Genomic DNA, 16273 nt, shown 5'->3' on the forward strand with positions numbered 1-16273 from the left:
TATACAAAAAGTCGCCAAAAGCGCCACTGATACGCTGCAAAAAAAGATCATACCCGAAGAGTATGATCCGTTTTTGTTTATGAATGTAAGACCGCTTCTCGAGCCAATGCCAAACAACCGAGGGTTCCAGCGTTGTCTTCCAATGCTGGGGTCACGATATATTTGCTTAACTCAGGTGTTTCGACATACCCATTGACCAATTTTGCAAATGCGTCGTGGACGTTTTGCAGCATATGGCGCTGTTTCATCACACCACCGCCAAAAATGATCACATCTGGAGAAAACATCAAAGTTGTATTGTAGGCACATTGAGCAATATAGGAGGCTTCGATTTCCCAATAAGGATCATCTTCTGCAACCTCTTGTCCTTTTTTCCCTAAGCGTTTTTCGATGGCTGGTCCAGCTGCCATCCCTTCTAAACAGTTGCCATGAAATGGACAGCTGCCAGCAAAGTCATCTTCTGGATGAGGGACGACCAGCATATGCCCCATTTCTGGATGACTAAAGCCTTCAATAAAGCGCCCTTCTTGTAAGGCCCCGCCGCCAACACCTGTACCGATCGTGTAGTAAACGACACTACTCAATCCTTTGCCACTGCCGAAGACATACTCACCGTAGGCAGCCGCATTGACATCTGTTGTCCAAGAAATCGGGATCGGAAATTCTTTTTTCATGGTACCGATGAAATCAAAATTTTGCCATGCCAATTTCGGGGTTGAGGTAATGTACCCATAAGTGGCAGAATCGTGATGGATATCGATAGGCCCAAATGAGCCAATCCCAATCCCTGCTAAATCTGTTTGGTATTGTTTGAAGAAATCAATGACTAAAGGCATTGTTTCCTCAGGTGTCGTTGTCGGAAAGCTCACTCTTTCCTTGATCGTCATTTCTTCATCGCCAATGGCACACACAAATTTTGTGCCGCCTGCTTCAATCGAACCGTATAACATGCACATCACTTCTCTCTTTTATTTATACCTAATTTTAATCAAAGAGCAGCGAAATTACTAGCAATCTCTGAGAGATTTTATGAATAAGTCTTCTAAAATGATGACTTCGATTTTATCCTTCCTTTTTTCGAACTGTTAAGTAGTGGAAATTAAGAGAAAGTAAGATTTTTAGATATTTCTGTAAATATTACTCCCAGTGCAAATGCTCCTGCATCGGGATACCCTACACTCCTTTTGCCAACTGTACCTGCCCTACCCATTTTAGCTGCAAATCCTTTTGTTTGCTCAGCACCCATTATGGCACTCTTTGCACCTTGATCGAAAGCTTCTTGCCATGATCCTTTTTGCTCAGATATATTCATCCACTTATCAGCGCAAGGTGCTAAAGCATCAATTAATGTCTTATCTCCAACTTTTGCCCCTCGCCCAAAAGAACGCTTACCAGTTTCTTGGACTCCTTGGACTGTTGCTTGTAACATTGAGCCCATGTCGCTTATGGTCAATGTTTGTTTCCCCTGCGTATCCTTGCTGGCTGCCCGAAAAGCTGAGCCCCAAATAGGACCTGACGCTCCACCACAATTTTCCATTATTATCAAAGAAACATCATTTAAGAACTTTGCAATACTTAAATCTTCTTCTTCCAAAAGTTCTTGCCATTGATCTTTTAAACTACGGAATCCTTTTGCTACACTCATACCAAAATCTCCATCACCAGCATACGAATCAAGTTCACAAAATTTCTGCTCGTTTCTGATAATAACATCTGCCATAACATCAATAATAAAAATCATATTTTCTAAGGTTATCACCTCATCAATTTTCCCGTTACATTTCTTCGTTTCTAATTGATATACCCCTTTTTTAAGAGGAGCCTTCTTTAGAGAATAGAAACTTGCACTGCTTATTTCACCCTTATTTTTTGAATGGAATCCAAGCATACTGACTGGCAGAGTTAAAAATTCTTCTAGTTGATCATTTAAAAGCAATAGAGTAATCGATGCCCCTTGCATATCAATACTGGTCATATAGTTACCTACAAATGTGTGCTGAACATTGACTTCCATCTGATTAAGAATCTCTGCGGCATCATGATTCAAAATATACAACTCCATTAGAGGGGTTCCTCCAAAACCATTGATCATCAAAGCCACCTTATTGTCTTTACTTCTTATTGGTAATTGTTCAACTAATCTTTCAAGCATTTCTGAAGCAAGCTCTTTTGAAGATTTTAAGCTCATCCTCTCGATTCCTGGTTCTCCATGAATTCCGACCCCAAACTCAATCTCATCATTACCTAAATCAAATGTAGGAGAGCCTTTTGATGGGACTGTACAAGATGACAATGCAAACCCAATTGTTTTGGTCCGTTCAATTGCAGTTTCTGCTAACTTTTTTAGCTCTTTTAGACTATAACCAGTTTCGGCAGCTGCACCCACAATTTTCTCAATGAAAATAGTGCCAGCTACACCGCGTTTTCCTACAGTGTATAGACTATCTTCGACAGCAATATCGTCATCTATTTTTACATAGTCAATTTTGATTCCATCTTCTTGAGCTAAGTACATTGCATTTTTAAAGTTCATAATATCTCCACTATAGTTCTTAACAAGCAAAAGCACCCCTTTATCACTTGCTACTCTTTTTATACCTTGATAAATCTGTACTTGCGATGGAGATGCAAAAATGTCTCCGCAGATTGCTGCATCCAACATTCCATTGCCTACAAAGCCGCCATGTGCCGGTTCATGACCTGATCCTCCACCAGATACAAGTGCAACCTTATCTTTTTTCAGATGTTTTTTATAAATAATTTTGTATTTTTCATCAAGAAGTAGCTCAGAATTCGCTAAGATTAACCCATGGCACATTTCTAAGACAATGTCATCGACATTATTCATTATTTTTTTCACTATTATTTCCTCTGCTTTCTCTATATATTTTATAAAGCCCTTGCTTTAATGACTTAAAACAAGGACTTTTAGGTATTTTATCTAGGTTCTAAAATTCCTTGCTTAGGAATTAAATCAAAGCGATCAGTAAGTGACCACAACTGCTGATCGCTTATGTCTCGCCAGTCCTCGCTCTGGCCTTGCTTTGCTAACAGATAAATATTAGCGGCTTTTTCAGCAGTTTCTATTAAACCATACGCATCATCCATACTTATCCCCGCACTCATAATGCCATGTTGAGGCCATATAACAATTCTGGATGTCTCCATTTTTTCAGCTGACGCTTTTCCTAAATCACTCGTTCCAGCAACCATCCAAGGAAGTACAGATACTCCATCTGGAAAGGTCATGATACACTCAGTAATCATCTTCCAAAGTGTTTTTGTAAGCCTATCTTCATCCAGAGAATGGATGAACGTCATAGCGGTAATCGCCATCGCATGGGTGTGCAAAATTACTCTATGCTGATTATCCACCTTTAATCGAGCAGAATGGCACATTAAGTGAGAAGCAAACTCACTTGTAGGCTCTCCTCCGCTGCTTAGCCCCCACAGTAGTTGGTACTTTGTTCCATCATCATTAATTTTAATAATCGCAAGAGAATCTGATGGGTCTTTGGCTACATTTCTAAATGATTTCCCAGCCCCAGTAACCAGAAAATAGCTTCCCTTTAAATCAGGTACTGCAAAGCCAATATCTTTTTCATATCGATACTGGCCTGTATTCAAATAGAGCTTCACTTCGTCCTCTTGTAGTAGATAGCTAATATTTCCAGCATGATTCTCCGCCCAACCATTGATCCATAGATTATGTGTCATCTCTTTCATTTCTTTTATAAATGGTGCATCGCTGATATGATAATAATTCATATTCTCCTCCTCATGCTTGCATAGCATCTTTGATTAGTTGAAATATTTGTTTGCTATTATTTGCTTGTTGAATTTTTTTCATTTCTTCTTTATTTGAAAAGATACTGATCAATTTAGGAAGTAACTTCAATTGTGTCTTACTGCCTTTCACTGCTAATAAAAAAACAATATTGACATCAACTTTTTGATCAAAACTTCCCATTTCAATAAATGAGATAGGATATTTTAGTTTTGCAATAACAATCGAGGGTGTCATCACATTATCACTTGATTCAGCGTGTGGAATAGCAACACTCATCACTTCTGTTGGTAATGCGGTGGGGTATTTTTTTTCACGTTGCAAGACATCATTAGCATAGTATTTTGTGACGTAACCTTTTTCTTCTATTATTTTACTTAGCTTAAAAATCAGCTCTTCTTTGTTATCCGCTTCAAATTCTGTAAAAATTAATTCATCGTCTAAAAAATCTTCAAATTCAAACCTTTCCATAGCAATACCATCCTAATTCGTATATGAAATACAGTTTTTGATAACATCTCCAGCCGCATGTTCGAGAATTGCTTGCTCAACGTTCTCGATATCGTACTCTTTTTGAACAAAATCTTCCGCCTTGATTGCATTCATCTTTAATAATTCAAAAGCTTGATTTACGTGTTCAGGTGTCGTATGGAAAACTCCCTTTAATGTAATTTGATCATAATGTAGTCTGGTAGTATCAATGGGTACCTTAACATCTTTTTTAGTACCACCAAAACATAAAACAAAACCACCTTTTCTAACCATATCTATCGAAAGCTCCCAAACTTCAGGCAAACCAACTGCTTCAATAACTGAATCTACACCACGACTATTTTCCGTTAATTTTCTTACTGCTTCGACTTGATTGGTGTCTTTAGCAATTTGAATGATCTCTGCTGCTCCTAATTTTTCTGCAAGTCTTAACCGACTCAAAGACAAATCACAAGCAATCACTCTTGCTCCTCTTAAATAAGCCAAGCGGATGAACATTAATCCAATTGGTCCACAGCCATTGACGCAAACTGTATCTCCTAGTTTAATAGGAACATTATCTATTCCGTATACTGCACAGGCTAATGGTTCAAGTAATGCTGCTTGCTTATCACTCATATTTTCGGGAATCAAAAACATGTTCTGCTCTACTATCGCTTTAGGAATCAGTTGATATTCAGCGTACCCACCATTTGTGAATTGATTTTGAATCAATTCATCACACAATGAATGCAATCCATTTTTACAATAGTAGCAATGATTACAAGGCGCTGAATTATGAGGAACTACTCGATCACCTACTTTGAAGTTTTCCACCCCTTCACCAATTTTGAAAACTGTTCCCGCAGTTTCATGCCCCATGGAAAAGGGTGGCTCATATCGATAGCCACGCATATAGGTTTTGACATCTGTTCCACAGGTTAAAGTCACATGATTTTTTACCACTACTTCTCCAAAACCGGGTTCAGGAATTGTGGCTTCTTCTACTCTAATATCTTTTGGCGCATAGAACATGACTTTCTTCATTTGGATTCCTTCTTTCTAACCAGATTATTTGTATAAAATTTTGTTAGTCCCTTTTTCTGATAAATTGTTGGTAACTCTACTAAATGGCTTCTTTTCCTCAACCAAACGCATAAAATAACGCAGATTGTGGTGGCTGATACACTTTTTGTAATAGCAGCTATTATCAAGAAAAAAACAGCTAAAACAACTAGAACATGCCATGTTACCGCTCTCATTTACTTCACCGATCCTTATTTGCTATCAATAATTCCCATTCTGACTCCTGCATTATGCTCCTCTTCTTTTTGCCACTTAAAATAAAAGAAACTTAAGATAGCCAATCCAACTACTCCTATATAGCCAAAAATATTCCCCTGCAACGCCTCAACAATTGCCCATCTTATTTCTGAAATATCCATGCCCCACCAAGCCATTAATTGACCATCGGGCAAAGAAGTTCCGTTATCGATTGCTAACTGGGTAAGCATAGGAGCAAACGAACTAGCTGACCACAACAGAATAGGTACCATAATCCAACTGATAAACAACATTTTTTTCAAATTTCCTTTACAACTTATAAATGCAGCTGCACAGACACAGACGTTCATAAGATTACCAAACGGAAGGACAATGTTCTCAGGTAGAATCAATGAAAGGCCTAACGCAACTGGAATGGTAAATATGATGGCTACCCATATCTCAGAGTTTCCAGCTAAGATTGGCCAATCTAATCCAATAACCAAATCCCTTCCAGGAAATTTCTTTTTTATATAGTTATTAGCTGCATCAGAAATAGGAGTCAGTGCGGTCATAAACAATTTGGAAACCATCGGAAATAAGGTCAGTGCGGCACCAGCTTGAACACCCGTCATTAGCGACTGAATTCCTTGACCTCCAAACAATCCTACTAGGGTACCGATAATGAACCCCATGACATGAGTTTCTCCAAAAATGCCAATTTTTTCTTGTAAAGTCTCAACATTTACAGTCTTCCTCATAAAAGGCACTTTATCTAACAAGCGGCTAATAGGATAAAAGATAATATTCGATAAGAACATTGGATGCGGCATAGAAACACCAGGAATTCCAGTAAGTTCTTGTAATTGATTCTTTGTTGCATCGGCATTTTTTAATTCTGCAATTATTTGGATGATTGCTACCGCAAAACCAATAATTGCATTGCCTGTTACACTTGCGACAATATAGGCAGTAAAAATTTTATTTGCAACATTCCACATGTCTACATTCAGTGTTGCTGTCCAACCGATAATTAGCAAAAGAATATTCAAACCAATTTGCACTGGAAACATTAAAAAGGCATACCTCCACGTCCAGGCTAGACCTAAAGCTGGTGCCCAGCCCATGTCCAGTGCATTTAACTGAATACCTAAGTTTGTTACGAACTCTTGTGAAGCAGTTCCTACAGTCGTTCCCATAAAGTCAATGACCAAACTAATGCCAATGAAGGCTACTCCAAGGGTCAAACCTGAGGAGAAAGACTTCGCTGGCTTAAGACCAACAATGATCCCTATAATCGTTAGTACGATTGGTAAAAAAACAGCTGCTCCCATATCCAGAATACTCTGAAAAATATTCGCCAAAACTTCCATTTAAATTCTCCTTTCAATTATTTTAAATCAAGCAACTCAACAATTTGATTCATCGTATCTTCCGATCCAACCCCTGTTAAGAATGAAATACCATTTACCGTGGGGATACTATATTCTTTTGACTTTTTGGCCATTGGTGTGATTGAGACGTATAAATCAGCTGTTGAAATATGAGTGTCCAAAGATTTAATATCAACCGCTTCAACTTTAGCTTTACTGGATAATTTTAATTCTCTCAATTTATCATTTATCTTCGTTGCTACCGTTGCTGACGTTGCAATCCCTCCGCCACAAGCCACAATGATCAATTTCATTTTTATCATCCTTTCTTTCCTGCACTTATTTTTTGATGTTGTCGTCTATGAGACGTTGAACATGTAATAATAAATACAGATTTTCATCATAACCAAAATCGAAATTATATTTTGTTTTTAGTAATTGATCTACTTGTTGTACGATCGTATTAGCATCGATGAATTTATCAGATACGTAATCATAAAGATCTTGGATTTCTGGATTTGGTGATGTTTTATCCCCTAATTTTCTGATGACAAAGTAACGTAAGTGCACGATGAATCTCGAATAATAAATAGATTCTTTGTTTAATTTATTCTTGAATTCAATATCAATAATTTGGGTAATATCGCCTAATATATTGCTAACTTCCATAACTTCTGCAATCGCACCACTGCTTTGTAATCCGTTGACAAAATGAAGCGTGAAAAAAGTAATTTCTGAATCATAAAGTTCTAAATCATACTCCCTACGTAAATAATTCACTGCCCATTCTGCTACTTTGTACTCTTTTGGATAGATATATTTCAGTTCATAATTTAATGGATTGACTACCTCTCCATATTCTTTTGTTCTTTCTATTGTGAATTGAATATGTGCCGATAATGAAATCAAAAATCCTGGATTTAATTTCTCTTGTAGTCGTTCACTAGCTCCAACCGTTATTTCTTCTGCCATCAACAGTATCTCTTCAGGAATTTCAACTAATGAATCAATAACCTTTTTCTCATAGTTTGAAAAATAGTAACGAAAAATTTTTGAAGCTTTTCGTATATCAATAACATCCCCTTTCTTCTTCCCAAAACCGATTCCTTTCCCGATTAAAATAAGTTCTTTGCCACTATCATCAAGTACTGAAACAGCATTCTGATTATAGGACTGTGTAACCTTCATCCAACTCCCATCCTTTCAAAATAAAAAAAAGGCATTACTATAGGTTTCGATCAAATCGAGCCCTATAGTAATGCCTGATTAAACAGTAACACTCTAACATAAGGAAAATTATTCAATTACCCTGAATACGCTTCCATTATATATTCGAGTTTGGACAAATGTCAATAGTTTTTTAAAAAAACAAGAGTCCCGTTTGCTGTAGGACTCTTTTGATAAGTTTGCTTTTAACTGTCATCGGTATTAAATAACAATCATTAACTACTTGCTGAACTTGATGCTGCGGCATCATCTGCTTTGACGCGATCGATGGCTACCACTAATGCAATGATCAGGTCATCTAGATCTTCTTCATAGATCACGACTTCATAGGTATCGCCCCAAGAGATCCATTTTTTGTGGATCTCTGCGATTCGCTTACCGTTGCGGTTAACCACAAAATCCATATCCCACCAATTGCCGTCCACATCGATGCCTTCTGCACTGATGGAATAGCGGGCTTTAAAAAATGTGAAATGTTTTTCTAAAACGATCGCTTCTTGGCCGTGGACTTCCACAAAAAATTTCGGTAATAAACTGAACACTTTTTTGGTGATCTCCGCGATCGGTCGCTGCTGCTCATTGAAGATCGTAAAACTTTTCGGGATCTTAAAAAAACTGCCTTCGACATAATAGCGAGGGTTTTGTAAGTCATCGGTCACGGTAAATTTTTCGCCGATGCTGAAAACCTTCTGTTTGATGTAAAGTTTCTTCAAATGCTACACTCCTTTCTCTTTGACATCCCCCGTATTGATCACCGGCTGTGTGCCTTTATCGGTAATGATCGACACCAATAAATTATTGATCAGTTGGACTTTGCGGTCATCTGTGAAATTGATGTCCTGTCCGTCTTCGATTTGTTCTAACGCCATTTGTGTCATGGAGACGGCCCCTTCAACAATGATTTGCCGTGCTGATAAAATTGCTTTAGCTTGTTGGCGCTGCAGCATCGCACTAGCGATCTCAGTCGCATACGCGAGGTGATTTAAGCGGGTCTCTATGACTTCGACCCCGGCAACAGCTAATCGTTCCTGCAATTCTTTTGCCAGCTCCTCCGAGACTTCACTTGTATTGCCTCGCAACGTCAGATCATCGTCATTGAACGTGTCATAAGGGTATTGCGTCGCAATATGACGAATCGCTGTTTCACTTTGGATCTCAATGAAGTCTTGGTAATAATCGACATCAAACAATGCTTTAGCGGTATCTACAACTTTAAATACCACCACTGCCGAGATCTCGATCGGGTTTCCGTCTGAATCATTGACCTTCAACAGCGAACTGTTAAAGTTGCGGACTTTCAATGAAACATTGATTTTTTGGGTTAATGGGGTTGTCACAAACAAGCCGTTGTCTTTAATGGTTCCTAAATATTGCCCAAAAAAGAGGATCGCTTTGGCTTGGTTGGGTTGTACGATCGTTAACGAACTAAGGAAAAGAAACGAAACGATCCATAAAAGAATACTGAGAACGATTTCGAGAACGCTCTCATTTACGAACCCATGATAAAACAAATAACCGCCGCCAACTAATAACCCGATTAGCACAACCAGTGCTAAATACCCATTCACATGAAATGTCTGTTTTTCTGTCATTTTTATTCCTTCCCTTCTTGCTCTTATCTTACCTTGGTTAAAGCCGCTGTGCAAATGTTCTTGCGCATATCAGCGACGATTCCCAATCAAGCTATTTTGTTTTCTACAACTTTCCCGTTACAATTAAGGTAGGACAAAATTTTTCACAAAAAGGAGTAATTCTTATGGCACAAAAAATTGACTTAGAAACGAGTAAATGGTCGTTGGAATCGATCATTAAAACGGTCGGCACCGATCTTTCCTCTGTTGTGGAGGTACAAAACAAAGACGGCATTGACGTTGTAGTGATCTCGAAAGACGAGTGGCAACATCTTTTGGAATTACTCGATGCGCGTCATGCAGAAGGCTATCGGTTAGAACAAGAGCTTCCTGAAGAAATTTTAATTGACGTTGCCGATACCGACAATCAGTATACAGAAGACGGCGAGTTAGAAATGGAACTGCCTGAACGTGTGCATCCAGCACCTGATTTTGAACTGGATTCAGAAGAAATCGTTGAAAGTGATGACGTACTAGATTAAATAAAAAAGCAAAACGGCCCCGGGCTCGTTTTGCTTTTTTTATAGCTCTTTTTCCTGCTTTTTGGTAATGACTGCTTGCAATCGTTCGATGGCAGGCTGCAATTCTTGTAGCGCCTCTTCTTCGGGTTCTAACTCTGCACACCGTTGCAGTCGCTCTAACCACATTTCTGGTTCTTTGACGCCCAACTGGCCAATGGCCCAATAAGCCGTTCCTCGAATCACTGGGCGCACGTCTTCTGTCGCACAGCGCCAAATCGCTGGCAAGGCACTGCGGTCTCCCACATTGGCTAAGGCGATGATGGCATTACGCTGCAGAGGTTTTTTCCCCCGCCAAGAGCCAGATAGATGGCCAAATTGTGCTTTGAAGGCTTTGTTTGATAAAGACAGCATCGGTTGCAGTTTTGGATAAACGGTATCGACTTCAGGCTCCATCTCTTGATGAAAATGGAAGTCTTTCCCCCGATTATAAGGGCAGACCAGCTGACAAATATCGCAACCGTAAATCACGTTATGCATCTTTTTGCGGTACTCTTCTGGCATCATGCCCTTCGTCTGGGTTTGATAGGACAAACAGCGCTGGGCATTCATCCGACCATCGCCCAATAACGCTTTGGTGGGGCAAGCCGTCACACAACGCATGCAATCCCCACAACCAAACGGGACCTCTTCATCCGGTTCAAGAGAGATATTAGTGACGATCTCCCCGAGATAAACAAACGAACCAAATTCCTCTGTGATCAGCAAGCCATTACGACCGATAAAGCCAAGACCCGCCCGCTGCGCTGCCGCCACATCCACCAATTCCCCTGTATCGACTTGCGGTGCGAAACGCCATTCGACTTGTTCTTCCATCGTTTGTGCTTGTTCTTTGATAAAGGCGATCAAGCGATCCAACCGTTCTCGCAAAATATCATGGTAATCGATGCCCCACGAGGCACGGGCAAACATGCCACGTTTTTCATCCCGCGGGACTTTCTCTTTGATTTTTGTCGGATAAGCCAGAGCGATCGCAATGATCGTTTGCGGATTTTCAAATGTCCGTTCAGGATAGATACGCTCTTCGATCACGGGATGCTCAAAACCAGACGTATGGCCTTTGGCTTTTTGTTCCCGCAAGGAAGGCTCCAATGCCAAAAACGGCTCCGCTGAAGCAAACCCGATCTTGTCGATGCCAAGCCGCTTGCTTTCTGCAATAATTTTTTCTTTTAAAGACATGCTCGCTACCCTCTTTTGTCCGCTAAGCATCTGCTTCTCGGCTTTTTCTCTTCCCCTATTATACGTAAGCACTTGAAAAAAGTCGATGGTGCGGTTTGTTCCCCCCGTTTTTTCTTTCTTTAAAAGAACACGTGTTGATTGTTTAAGATTTTAATTAATTTTATCGTTATTTTCCTCGCAACGATTGCATTGCCTTTTTCGAATGCTAGACTAGATAAAGGAATTAGAAAGAAATGAACAAATGAAATGGAGATGCTTATGACTCAATTACCCACCGGCTTGACTGCAGCAGAAGTCGCCAAGAAAACCCAAGAGGGACTGCACAATGATTATGAAACAAAAACCAGTAAATCAACTGCTGCGATCATCAAAGACAATTTACTGACGTTATTCAATTTTCTCAATCTATTGATTGGCGTTTTTTTATTTGCCGTAGGCGCCTATTCCAACATGTTCTACTTAGCGATTATTTTTGTGAATATCACCATTGGGATCAGCCAAGAATTGCACGCGCGTAATTTAGTAAAAAAACTCTCGCTTGTTTCACCGCAAACGGTACGAGTGATTCGAGATGCTCAAATCCATGAGATTTCAGCCAAAGAATTGGTCTTAGAGGACGTAGTTATTCTTGGTGCTGGGGACCAAATCCCCGCTGATATGACGGTGCTTTCTGGACTAGTCGAAGTCAATGAAGCGATGCTGACTGGTGAAGCCGATCTGGTTGTCAAAGAAGCAGGTGCTTCCTTACTCTCAGGGAGTTTCATCGTCAGCGGGGAAGTGACAGGAACAGTCCTTCATGTCGGTGCAGAAAACTACGCAGCGAAACTAAGCAATGAGGCAAAGGTCCACAAACCGATCCGCTCTGAGCTGCTTGCTTCGATCCGTAGTGTATCCAAATTCACTAGCTATGTGATCGTTCCTTTAGGGGTGATTTTGTTCTTCCAAGCCTTTATGATGCGAGATTCTGGGATCAAGGAATCCGTCGTCGTTTCTGCCGCTGCCTTATTAGGAATGTTACCAAAAGGACTTGTCCTGCTGATCAGTATCGCCTTGACGACAGGTGTCATTAAATTGGCCAAAAAACGGATTTTGGTCCAAGACATGTATGCCGTTGAAACCTTGGCGCATGTCGATACCCTTTGTCTGGATAAGACGGGGACGTTGACGGAAGGCCATATGGTTCTCGATTCGATCGTTCCTCTCCAAGCCGATAGCGACCCTAACATGCTCTTAGGGAATTATTTGGCAGCCAGCACAGATAACAATTTAACGATGCAAGCATTGCGTCAAGGCTGCCCTGAGCTAACGGATCATCAGCCGATCGAAGTCGCTGCCTTTTCTTCACAGCGCAAATGGGGTGCTGTGGCTTTTGAACATCTAGGAAATGTCTATCTTGGTGCACCTGAAAAAGTCGCCGGCTCTGCTGCCTTGCCGCAAGTCAAAGAAGCGCAAGAAGCAGGTCTGCGGGTGTTGATTTTAGCCGTAGAGACCGATCCAAAAGCGCCGGCATCCTTTGACCCAACCAATGCACAAGCGGTGGCTGTTTTGATTTTATCTGATATCATCCGCCAAAACGCAGAAGAAACCTTGGCTTACTTAGCAGATCAAGGCATTGATCTAAAAGTGATCTCTGGCGATAATCCAATAGCTGTCGCAGCGATCGCCCATCGTGCAGGCCTAGCGAATGCCGATCAAGCCATCGATCTTTCTACCTTAACGACCGAAGCAGAAGTCCGAGAAGCTGCGACACGCTATACGGTCTTTGGTCGTGTGACCCCTGAACAAAAGAAACTGCTTGTCCAAGAATTAAAAGCCAATCAACGAACCGTTGCTATGACGGGTGATGGCGTAAATGATGTGTTGGCACTACGGGAAGCCGACGTCAGCATTGCAATGGCTGCTGGCGACAGTGCAGCTCGTCAAATCGCTAACTTTGTCTTATTGGATTCTGACTTTACTACGTTGCCAGATGTTTTATTTGAAGGACGCCGCGTCGTCAATAACGTGACCAAAGCGTCGGGAATCTTCTTTATCAAGACGATTTACAGCTTCTTGCTCTCTTTGGTTTGTATCCTGACATCTAGCGCCTTTCCGTTCTTGCCGATCCAAATCACATTGATCGACTTAGCAATTGAAGGCTATCCTTCTTTCTTCCTTTCCTTTGAAGAAAACAAAGCACCGATCAAGGGGCGCTACTTGCCGACAGTCTTGCTCAATGCGTTGCCAAACGCCCTGTTGGTGTTAGTCAATTACTTTGCGATCCGCTTTTTACAAACCGACTACGGTTGGTCGCAATTTGATACGACGACCTTGTTGTACTATTTGTTGATCGGGATCAGCTGTATCGCTGTGATTCGCGCTTGCTTGCCATTAAATCCATTGCGATTGTTCTTAGCGATTACCACTACCGTGGGGATCTATGTCGCAGCAATGCTCTTCCACGGGTTGCTGGAAGTCGGTTTCTTGACCGCCGTAACCTTGCCTTACTTCCTTGGCATGATGGCATTGAACATCTGCCTGTACGTGGGGCTTTCTTTCCTAACGAAGCGCTTTTCAGCCAAAGTGCTTGTTAAACAGTCTTAATTGATTTTGCAGCATCGCTCTTTCTTGCTTTGTCCAGAAAGACGATGCTGTTTTTTTGCCCTCTCCATAGGTGCAACCATACAAGAAGAAAGAAATTTGGTATACTGAACCTGTAGGCGGTTTCAACAAGGACGGTGTTTCTTTGGAAAAGGCACCCCCCTTGTCAAACAGCCAAATTTAATCAGAAAGTGTTGGTGAAATTGGATGAAAAAAAGTATTTTACTCGTTTCTCACAGTCAGCAACTCACCGAAGGATTAAAACAGATGATCGAAGAAATGGCTGATGGCGAGTCAGTCACGATCTATTCTTTAGGCGGGACAGCAGAAGGAGAGCTGGGTTCTGACGCCACGAAAATCGTAGATGCCGTCAACGAATCCGCAGATGCTGAACTGATCTTAGTCTTTGCCGATCTAGGCAGTGCCGTTTTGAATGCCGAACTTGCTTACGACATGCTAGAACCTCAGCAACAAGAACGCTATCACCTGATCGACGCGCCGCTGGTGGAAGGTGCCTTTGCTGCAGCGATCACCGCTGGTTTTAGTGATGATTTGGCACAAATCGTTGCAGAAGCAAAAAAAGCAGCCGAGAAAGGATGGCATGAAGCATGAAAAAAATCATTAATGATCCCTCAATGATCGTAGAAGAAATGTTGGCTGGTATCGTAGGCAGTTATCCTGAACTGGTCCATCAAGTCGCCGACTCACGGGTGATCGCTAAAAATAATCAAAAAGAACAAGTCGGTCTTGTATCTGGCGGTGGGAGCGGACATGAGCCGGCCCATGCTGGCTTTGTCGGTGATGGGATGCTTAGCGCCGCCGTTTTAGGCGATGTCTTCACCTCCCCGACCCCCGACCAGATTTTGACGGCTATCCAAGATTCTGATCAAGGACAAGGCGTCTTGTTGATCGTAAAAAACTATACTGGCGATATCTTGAACTTTGAAATGGCCAAAGATATGGCAGAAATGGAAGAGATCACAACGGAGATCGTGGTCGTTGATGATGATATCGCTGTTGAAAACAGCACCTATACTGCTGGCAAACGAGGAGTTGCCGGTACGGTCTTAGTCCACAAGATTTTAGGCGCAGCTGCTCGTAATGGTGCCAGCTTAAGTGAATTAAAAACACTGGGCGATGCCTTGGTTGCATCGATCAAAACCATTGGGGTCGCATTAAAAGCGGCAACAGTTCCTGAAGTTGGGAAACCAGGTTTTGACTTAGCCGATGATGAGATCGAGTATGGCGTGGGCATCCACGGCGAACCTGGTTACCGTCGAGAAAAACTGAAACCCTCACGTGAACTAGCACAAGAGTTGGTGGAAAAAATCTTAGCGGATTATGAAAAGACCCCAGAAAAAGTCGGTGTCTTGATCAACGGTATGGGTGGTACGCCGCAAATGGAGTTGTTCGTTTTTGCCAATGATGTCGCGAAATTACTCGCAGAAAAAGACATCCCTGTCTCCTTCCATAAGGTCGGCAATTTCATGACTTCCATCGATATGCAGGGACTTTCACTGACCATGATCGATTTCAGCGAAACGGATCACACCGAGGCGTTAAACGAAGACGTCACAACAATAGCCTGGTAAAGGAGCGAATAGAGATGCAATTGACAACAGAAACGGTGCAAGCATGGTTAGATACCTTCACGAAAGAAATCGAAGCAAACAAGGCCTATTTAAGCGATTTAGATACACCGATCGGCGACGGGGACCATGGCAACAATATGGCACGTGGCGTAGCTGCTTATCAAGAAGCTTATGCCAAACAACAGCCAACGACGATCAGTGATACCTTTAAAGTCTTCTCGATGGCAATGATCTCAAAAGTCGGCGGCGCTTCGGGTCCCCTTTATGGTTCGGCGTTTATGAATATGACCAAAGCAACGAAGGAACTAGAAACAATCGACTCCTTTGAACAATTAGGTACGATCGTTGAAGAAGGCTTGACCGGCATCAAAATGCGGGGAAAAGCTGAGTTTGAAGACAAAACGATGGTCGATGTCTGGCAACCTGTCGCAGAAGCCTTGAAAAAAGGGGAATTGACCAAGGACACGATCGAAGCAGCGAAAGAACATACCAAAGAACTCGTTGCTAAAAAAGGCCGTGCCTCTTATGTTGGTGAACGTGCCATCGGTCATATCGATCCCGGATCGGCTTCTAGTGCGATTTTATTTGAGTCACTGTTAACAGTGATAGAAAAAGATTAAAAAACGATGCTCTTTCAAAGCACCGTTTAAGA

Annotated in this window: 16 protein-coding genes; 5 read left to right on the forward strand and 11 right to left on the reverse strand. The window is 41.5% G+C overall.

From position 1 onward, the window contains the following. Positions 1 to 77: 77 nt before the first annotated feature. The 10 genes from scrK to FJU10_RS05210 all read right to left on the reverse strand — a co-directional run bounded on the left by scrK (position 78) and on the right by FJU10_RS05210 (position 9713). Positions 78 to 950: a fructokinase ScrK gene (gene scrK, locus FJU10_RS05165; protein ID WP_140965323.1), complete on the reverse strand. Its 873-nt coding sequence runs from the start codon at positions 948 to 950 to the stop codon at positions 78 to 80. 149 nt (positions 951 to 1099) lie between these two features. Beyond that, a complete protein-coding gene (dhaK, locus tag FJU10_RS05170) occupies positions 1100 to 2860 on the reverse strand; it encodes a dihydroxyacetone kinase subunit DhaK (RefSeq protein WP_140965324.1) in 1761 nt (586 codons plus the stop codon). A gap of 77 nt (positions 2861 to 2937) precedes the next feature. Further along, the gene (gene rhaD / locus FJU10_RS05175) at positions 2938 to 3768 is read right to left on the reverse strand and encodes a rhamnulose-1-phosphate aldolase (protein WP_140965325.1); all 831 of its coding nucleotides are present in this window, start codon (positions 3766 to 3768) and stop codon (positions 2938 to 2940) included. 10 nt (positions 3769 to 3778) lie between these two features. Next, the gene (locus FJU10_RS05180) at positions 3779 to 4258 is read right to left on the reverse strand and encodes a PTS sugar transporter subunit IIA (protein ID WP_140965326.1); all 480 of its coding nucleotides are present in this window, start codon (positions 4256 to 4258) and stop codon (positions 3779 to 3781) included. A gap of 12 nt (positions 4259 to 4270) precedes the next feature. Further along, complete coding sequence (locus FJU10_RS05185; RefSeq protein ID WP_140965327.1) at positions 4271 to 5305, reverse strand: zinc-binding dehydrogenase; 1035 nt, start codon at positions 5303 to 5305, stop codon at positions 4271 to 4273. Positions 5306 to 5535: 230 nt separating this feature from the next. After that, positions 5536 to 6894 carry a PTS galactitol transporter subunit IIC gene (locus FJU10_RS05190; protein ID WP_140965328.1) on the reverse strand — a complete coding sequence of 453 codons (1359 nt, stop codon included), beginning with the start codon at positions 6892 to 6894 and terminating at the stop codon, positions 5536 to 5538. Positions 6895 to 6911: 17 nt separating this feature from the next. Continuing rightward, positions 6912 to 7208, reverse strand: a complete 297-nt coding sequence (locus FJU10_RS05195; RefSeq protein ID WP_081119296.1) for a PTS sugar transporter subunit IIB — start codon at positions 7206 to 7208, stop codon at positions 6912 to 6914. 25 nt (positions 7209 to 7233) lie between these two features. Beyond that, a complete protein-coding gene (locus FJU10_RS05200; protein ID WP_140965329.1) occupies positions 7234 to 8082 on the reverse strand; it encodes a PRD domain-containing protein in 849 nt (282 codons plus the stop codon). Positions 8083 to 8336: 254 nt separating this feature from the next. Continuing rightward, a complete protein-coding gene (locus tag FJU10_RS05205; protein WP_005233908.1) occupies positions 8337 to 8834 on the reverse strand; it encodes an LURP-one-related/scramblase family protein in 498 nt (165 codons plus the stop codon). A gap of 3 nt (positions 8835 to 8837) precedes the next feature. Then, positions 8838 to 9713, reverse strand: coding sequence for an SPFH domain-containing protein (locus FJU10_RS05210; protein WP_008379560.1), 876 nt, complete (start codon positions 9711 to 9713; stop codon positions 8838 to 8840). Between the two features lie 164 nt (positions 9714 to 9877). On the opposite strand from FJU10_RS05210, the gene FJU10_RS05215 reads away from it, so the two are divergent. Next, on the forward strand, positions 9878 to 10234 hold the full coding sequence (locus FJU10_RS05215) for a hypothetical protein (protein WP_008379558.1): 357 nt from the start codon (positions 9878 to 9880) through the stop codon (positions 10232 to 10234). 39 nt (positions 10235 to 10273) lie between these two features. Here the strand turns inward: FJU10_RS05215 and queG are convergent, their stop codons facing one another. Continuing rightward, positions 10274 to 11449, reverse strand: coding sequence for a tRNA epoxyqueuosine(34) reductase QueG (gene queG / locus FJU10_RS05220; protein ID WP_034872140.1), 1176 nt, complete (start codon positions 11447 to 11449; stop codon positions 10274 to 10276). A 258-nt stretch (positions 11450 to 11707) separates the two neighbouring features. Between queG and FJU10_RS05225 the strand changes: the two genes are divergently transcribed. The 4 genes from FJU10_RS05225 (at position 11708) to dhaL (ending at position 16241) form a co-directional block, all read left to right on the forward strand. Continuing rightward, positions 11708 to 14032 carry an HAD-IC family P-type ATPase gene (locus FJU10_RS05225; RefSeq protein WP_140965330.1) on the forward strand — a complete coding sequence of 775 codons (2325 nt, stop codon included), beginning with the start codon at positions 11708 to 11710 and terminating at the stop codon, positions 14030 to 14032. 204 nt (positions 14033 to 14236) lie between these two features. Continuing rightward, positions 14237 to 14641 carry a dihydroxyacetone kinase phosphoryl donor subunit DhaM gene (dhaM, locus tag FJU10_RS05230; protein ID WP_005228160.1) on the forward strand — a complete coding sequence of 135 codons (405 nt, stop codon included), beginning with the start codon at positions 14237 to 14239 and terminating at the stop codon, positions 14639 to 14641. Beyond that, positions 14638 to 15621, forward strand: coding sequence for a dihydroxyacetone kinase subunit DhaK (gene dhaK, locus FJU10_RS05235; protein WP_081119301.1), 984 nt, complete (start codon positions 14638 to 14640; stop codon positions 15619 to 15621). The genes dhaM and dhaK (FJU10_RS05235) overlap by 4 nt, the downstream gene beginning before the upstream one ends. A 14-nt stretch (positions 15622 to 15635) precedes the next feature. Then, entirely contained in the window at positions 15636 to 16241 is a 606-nt protein-coding gene (gene dhaL / locus FJU10_RS05240; RefSeq protein WP_005233893.1) for a dihydroxyacetone kinase subunit DhaL, read from the forward strand. The last annotated feature ends 32 nt before the right edge of the window (positions 16242 to 16273 follow it).

The organism is Enterococcus sp. OL5 (genome assembly GCF_006491895.1).
Taxonomy (GTDB): Bacteria; Bacillota; Bacilli; order Lactobacillales; family Enterococcaceae; genus Enterococcus_D; species Enterococcus_D innesii.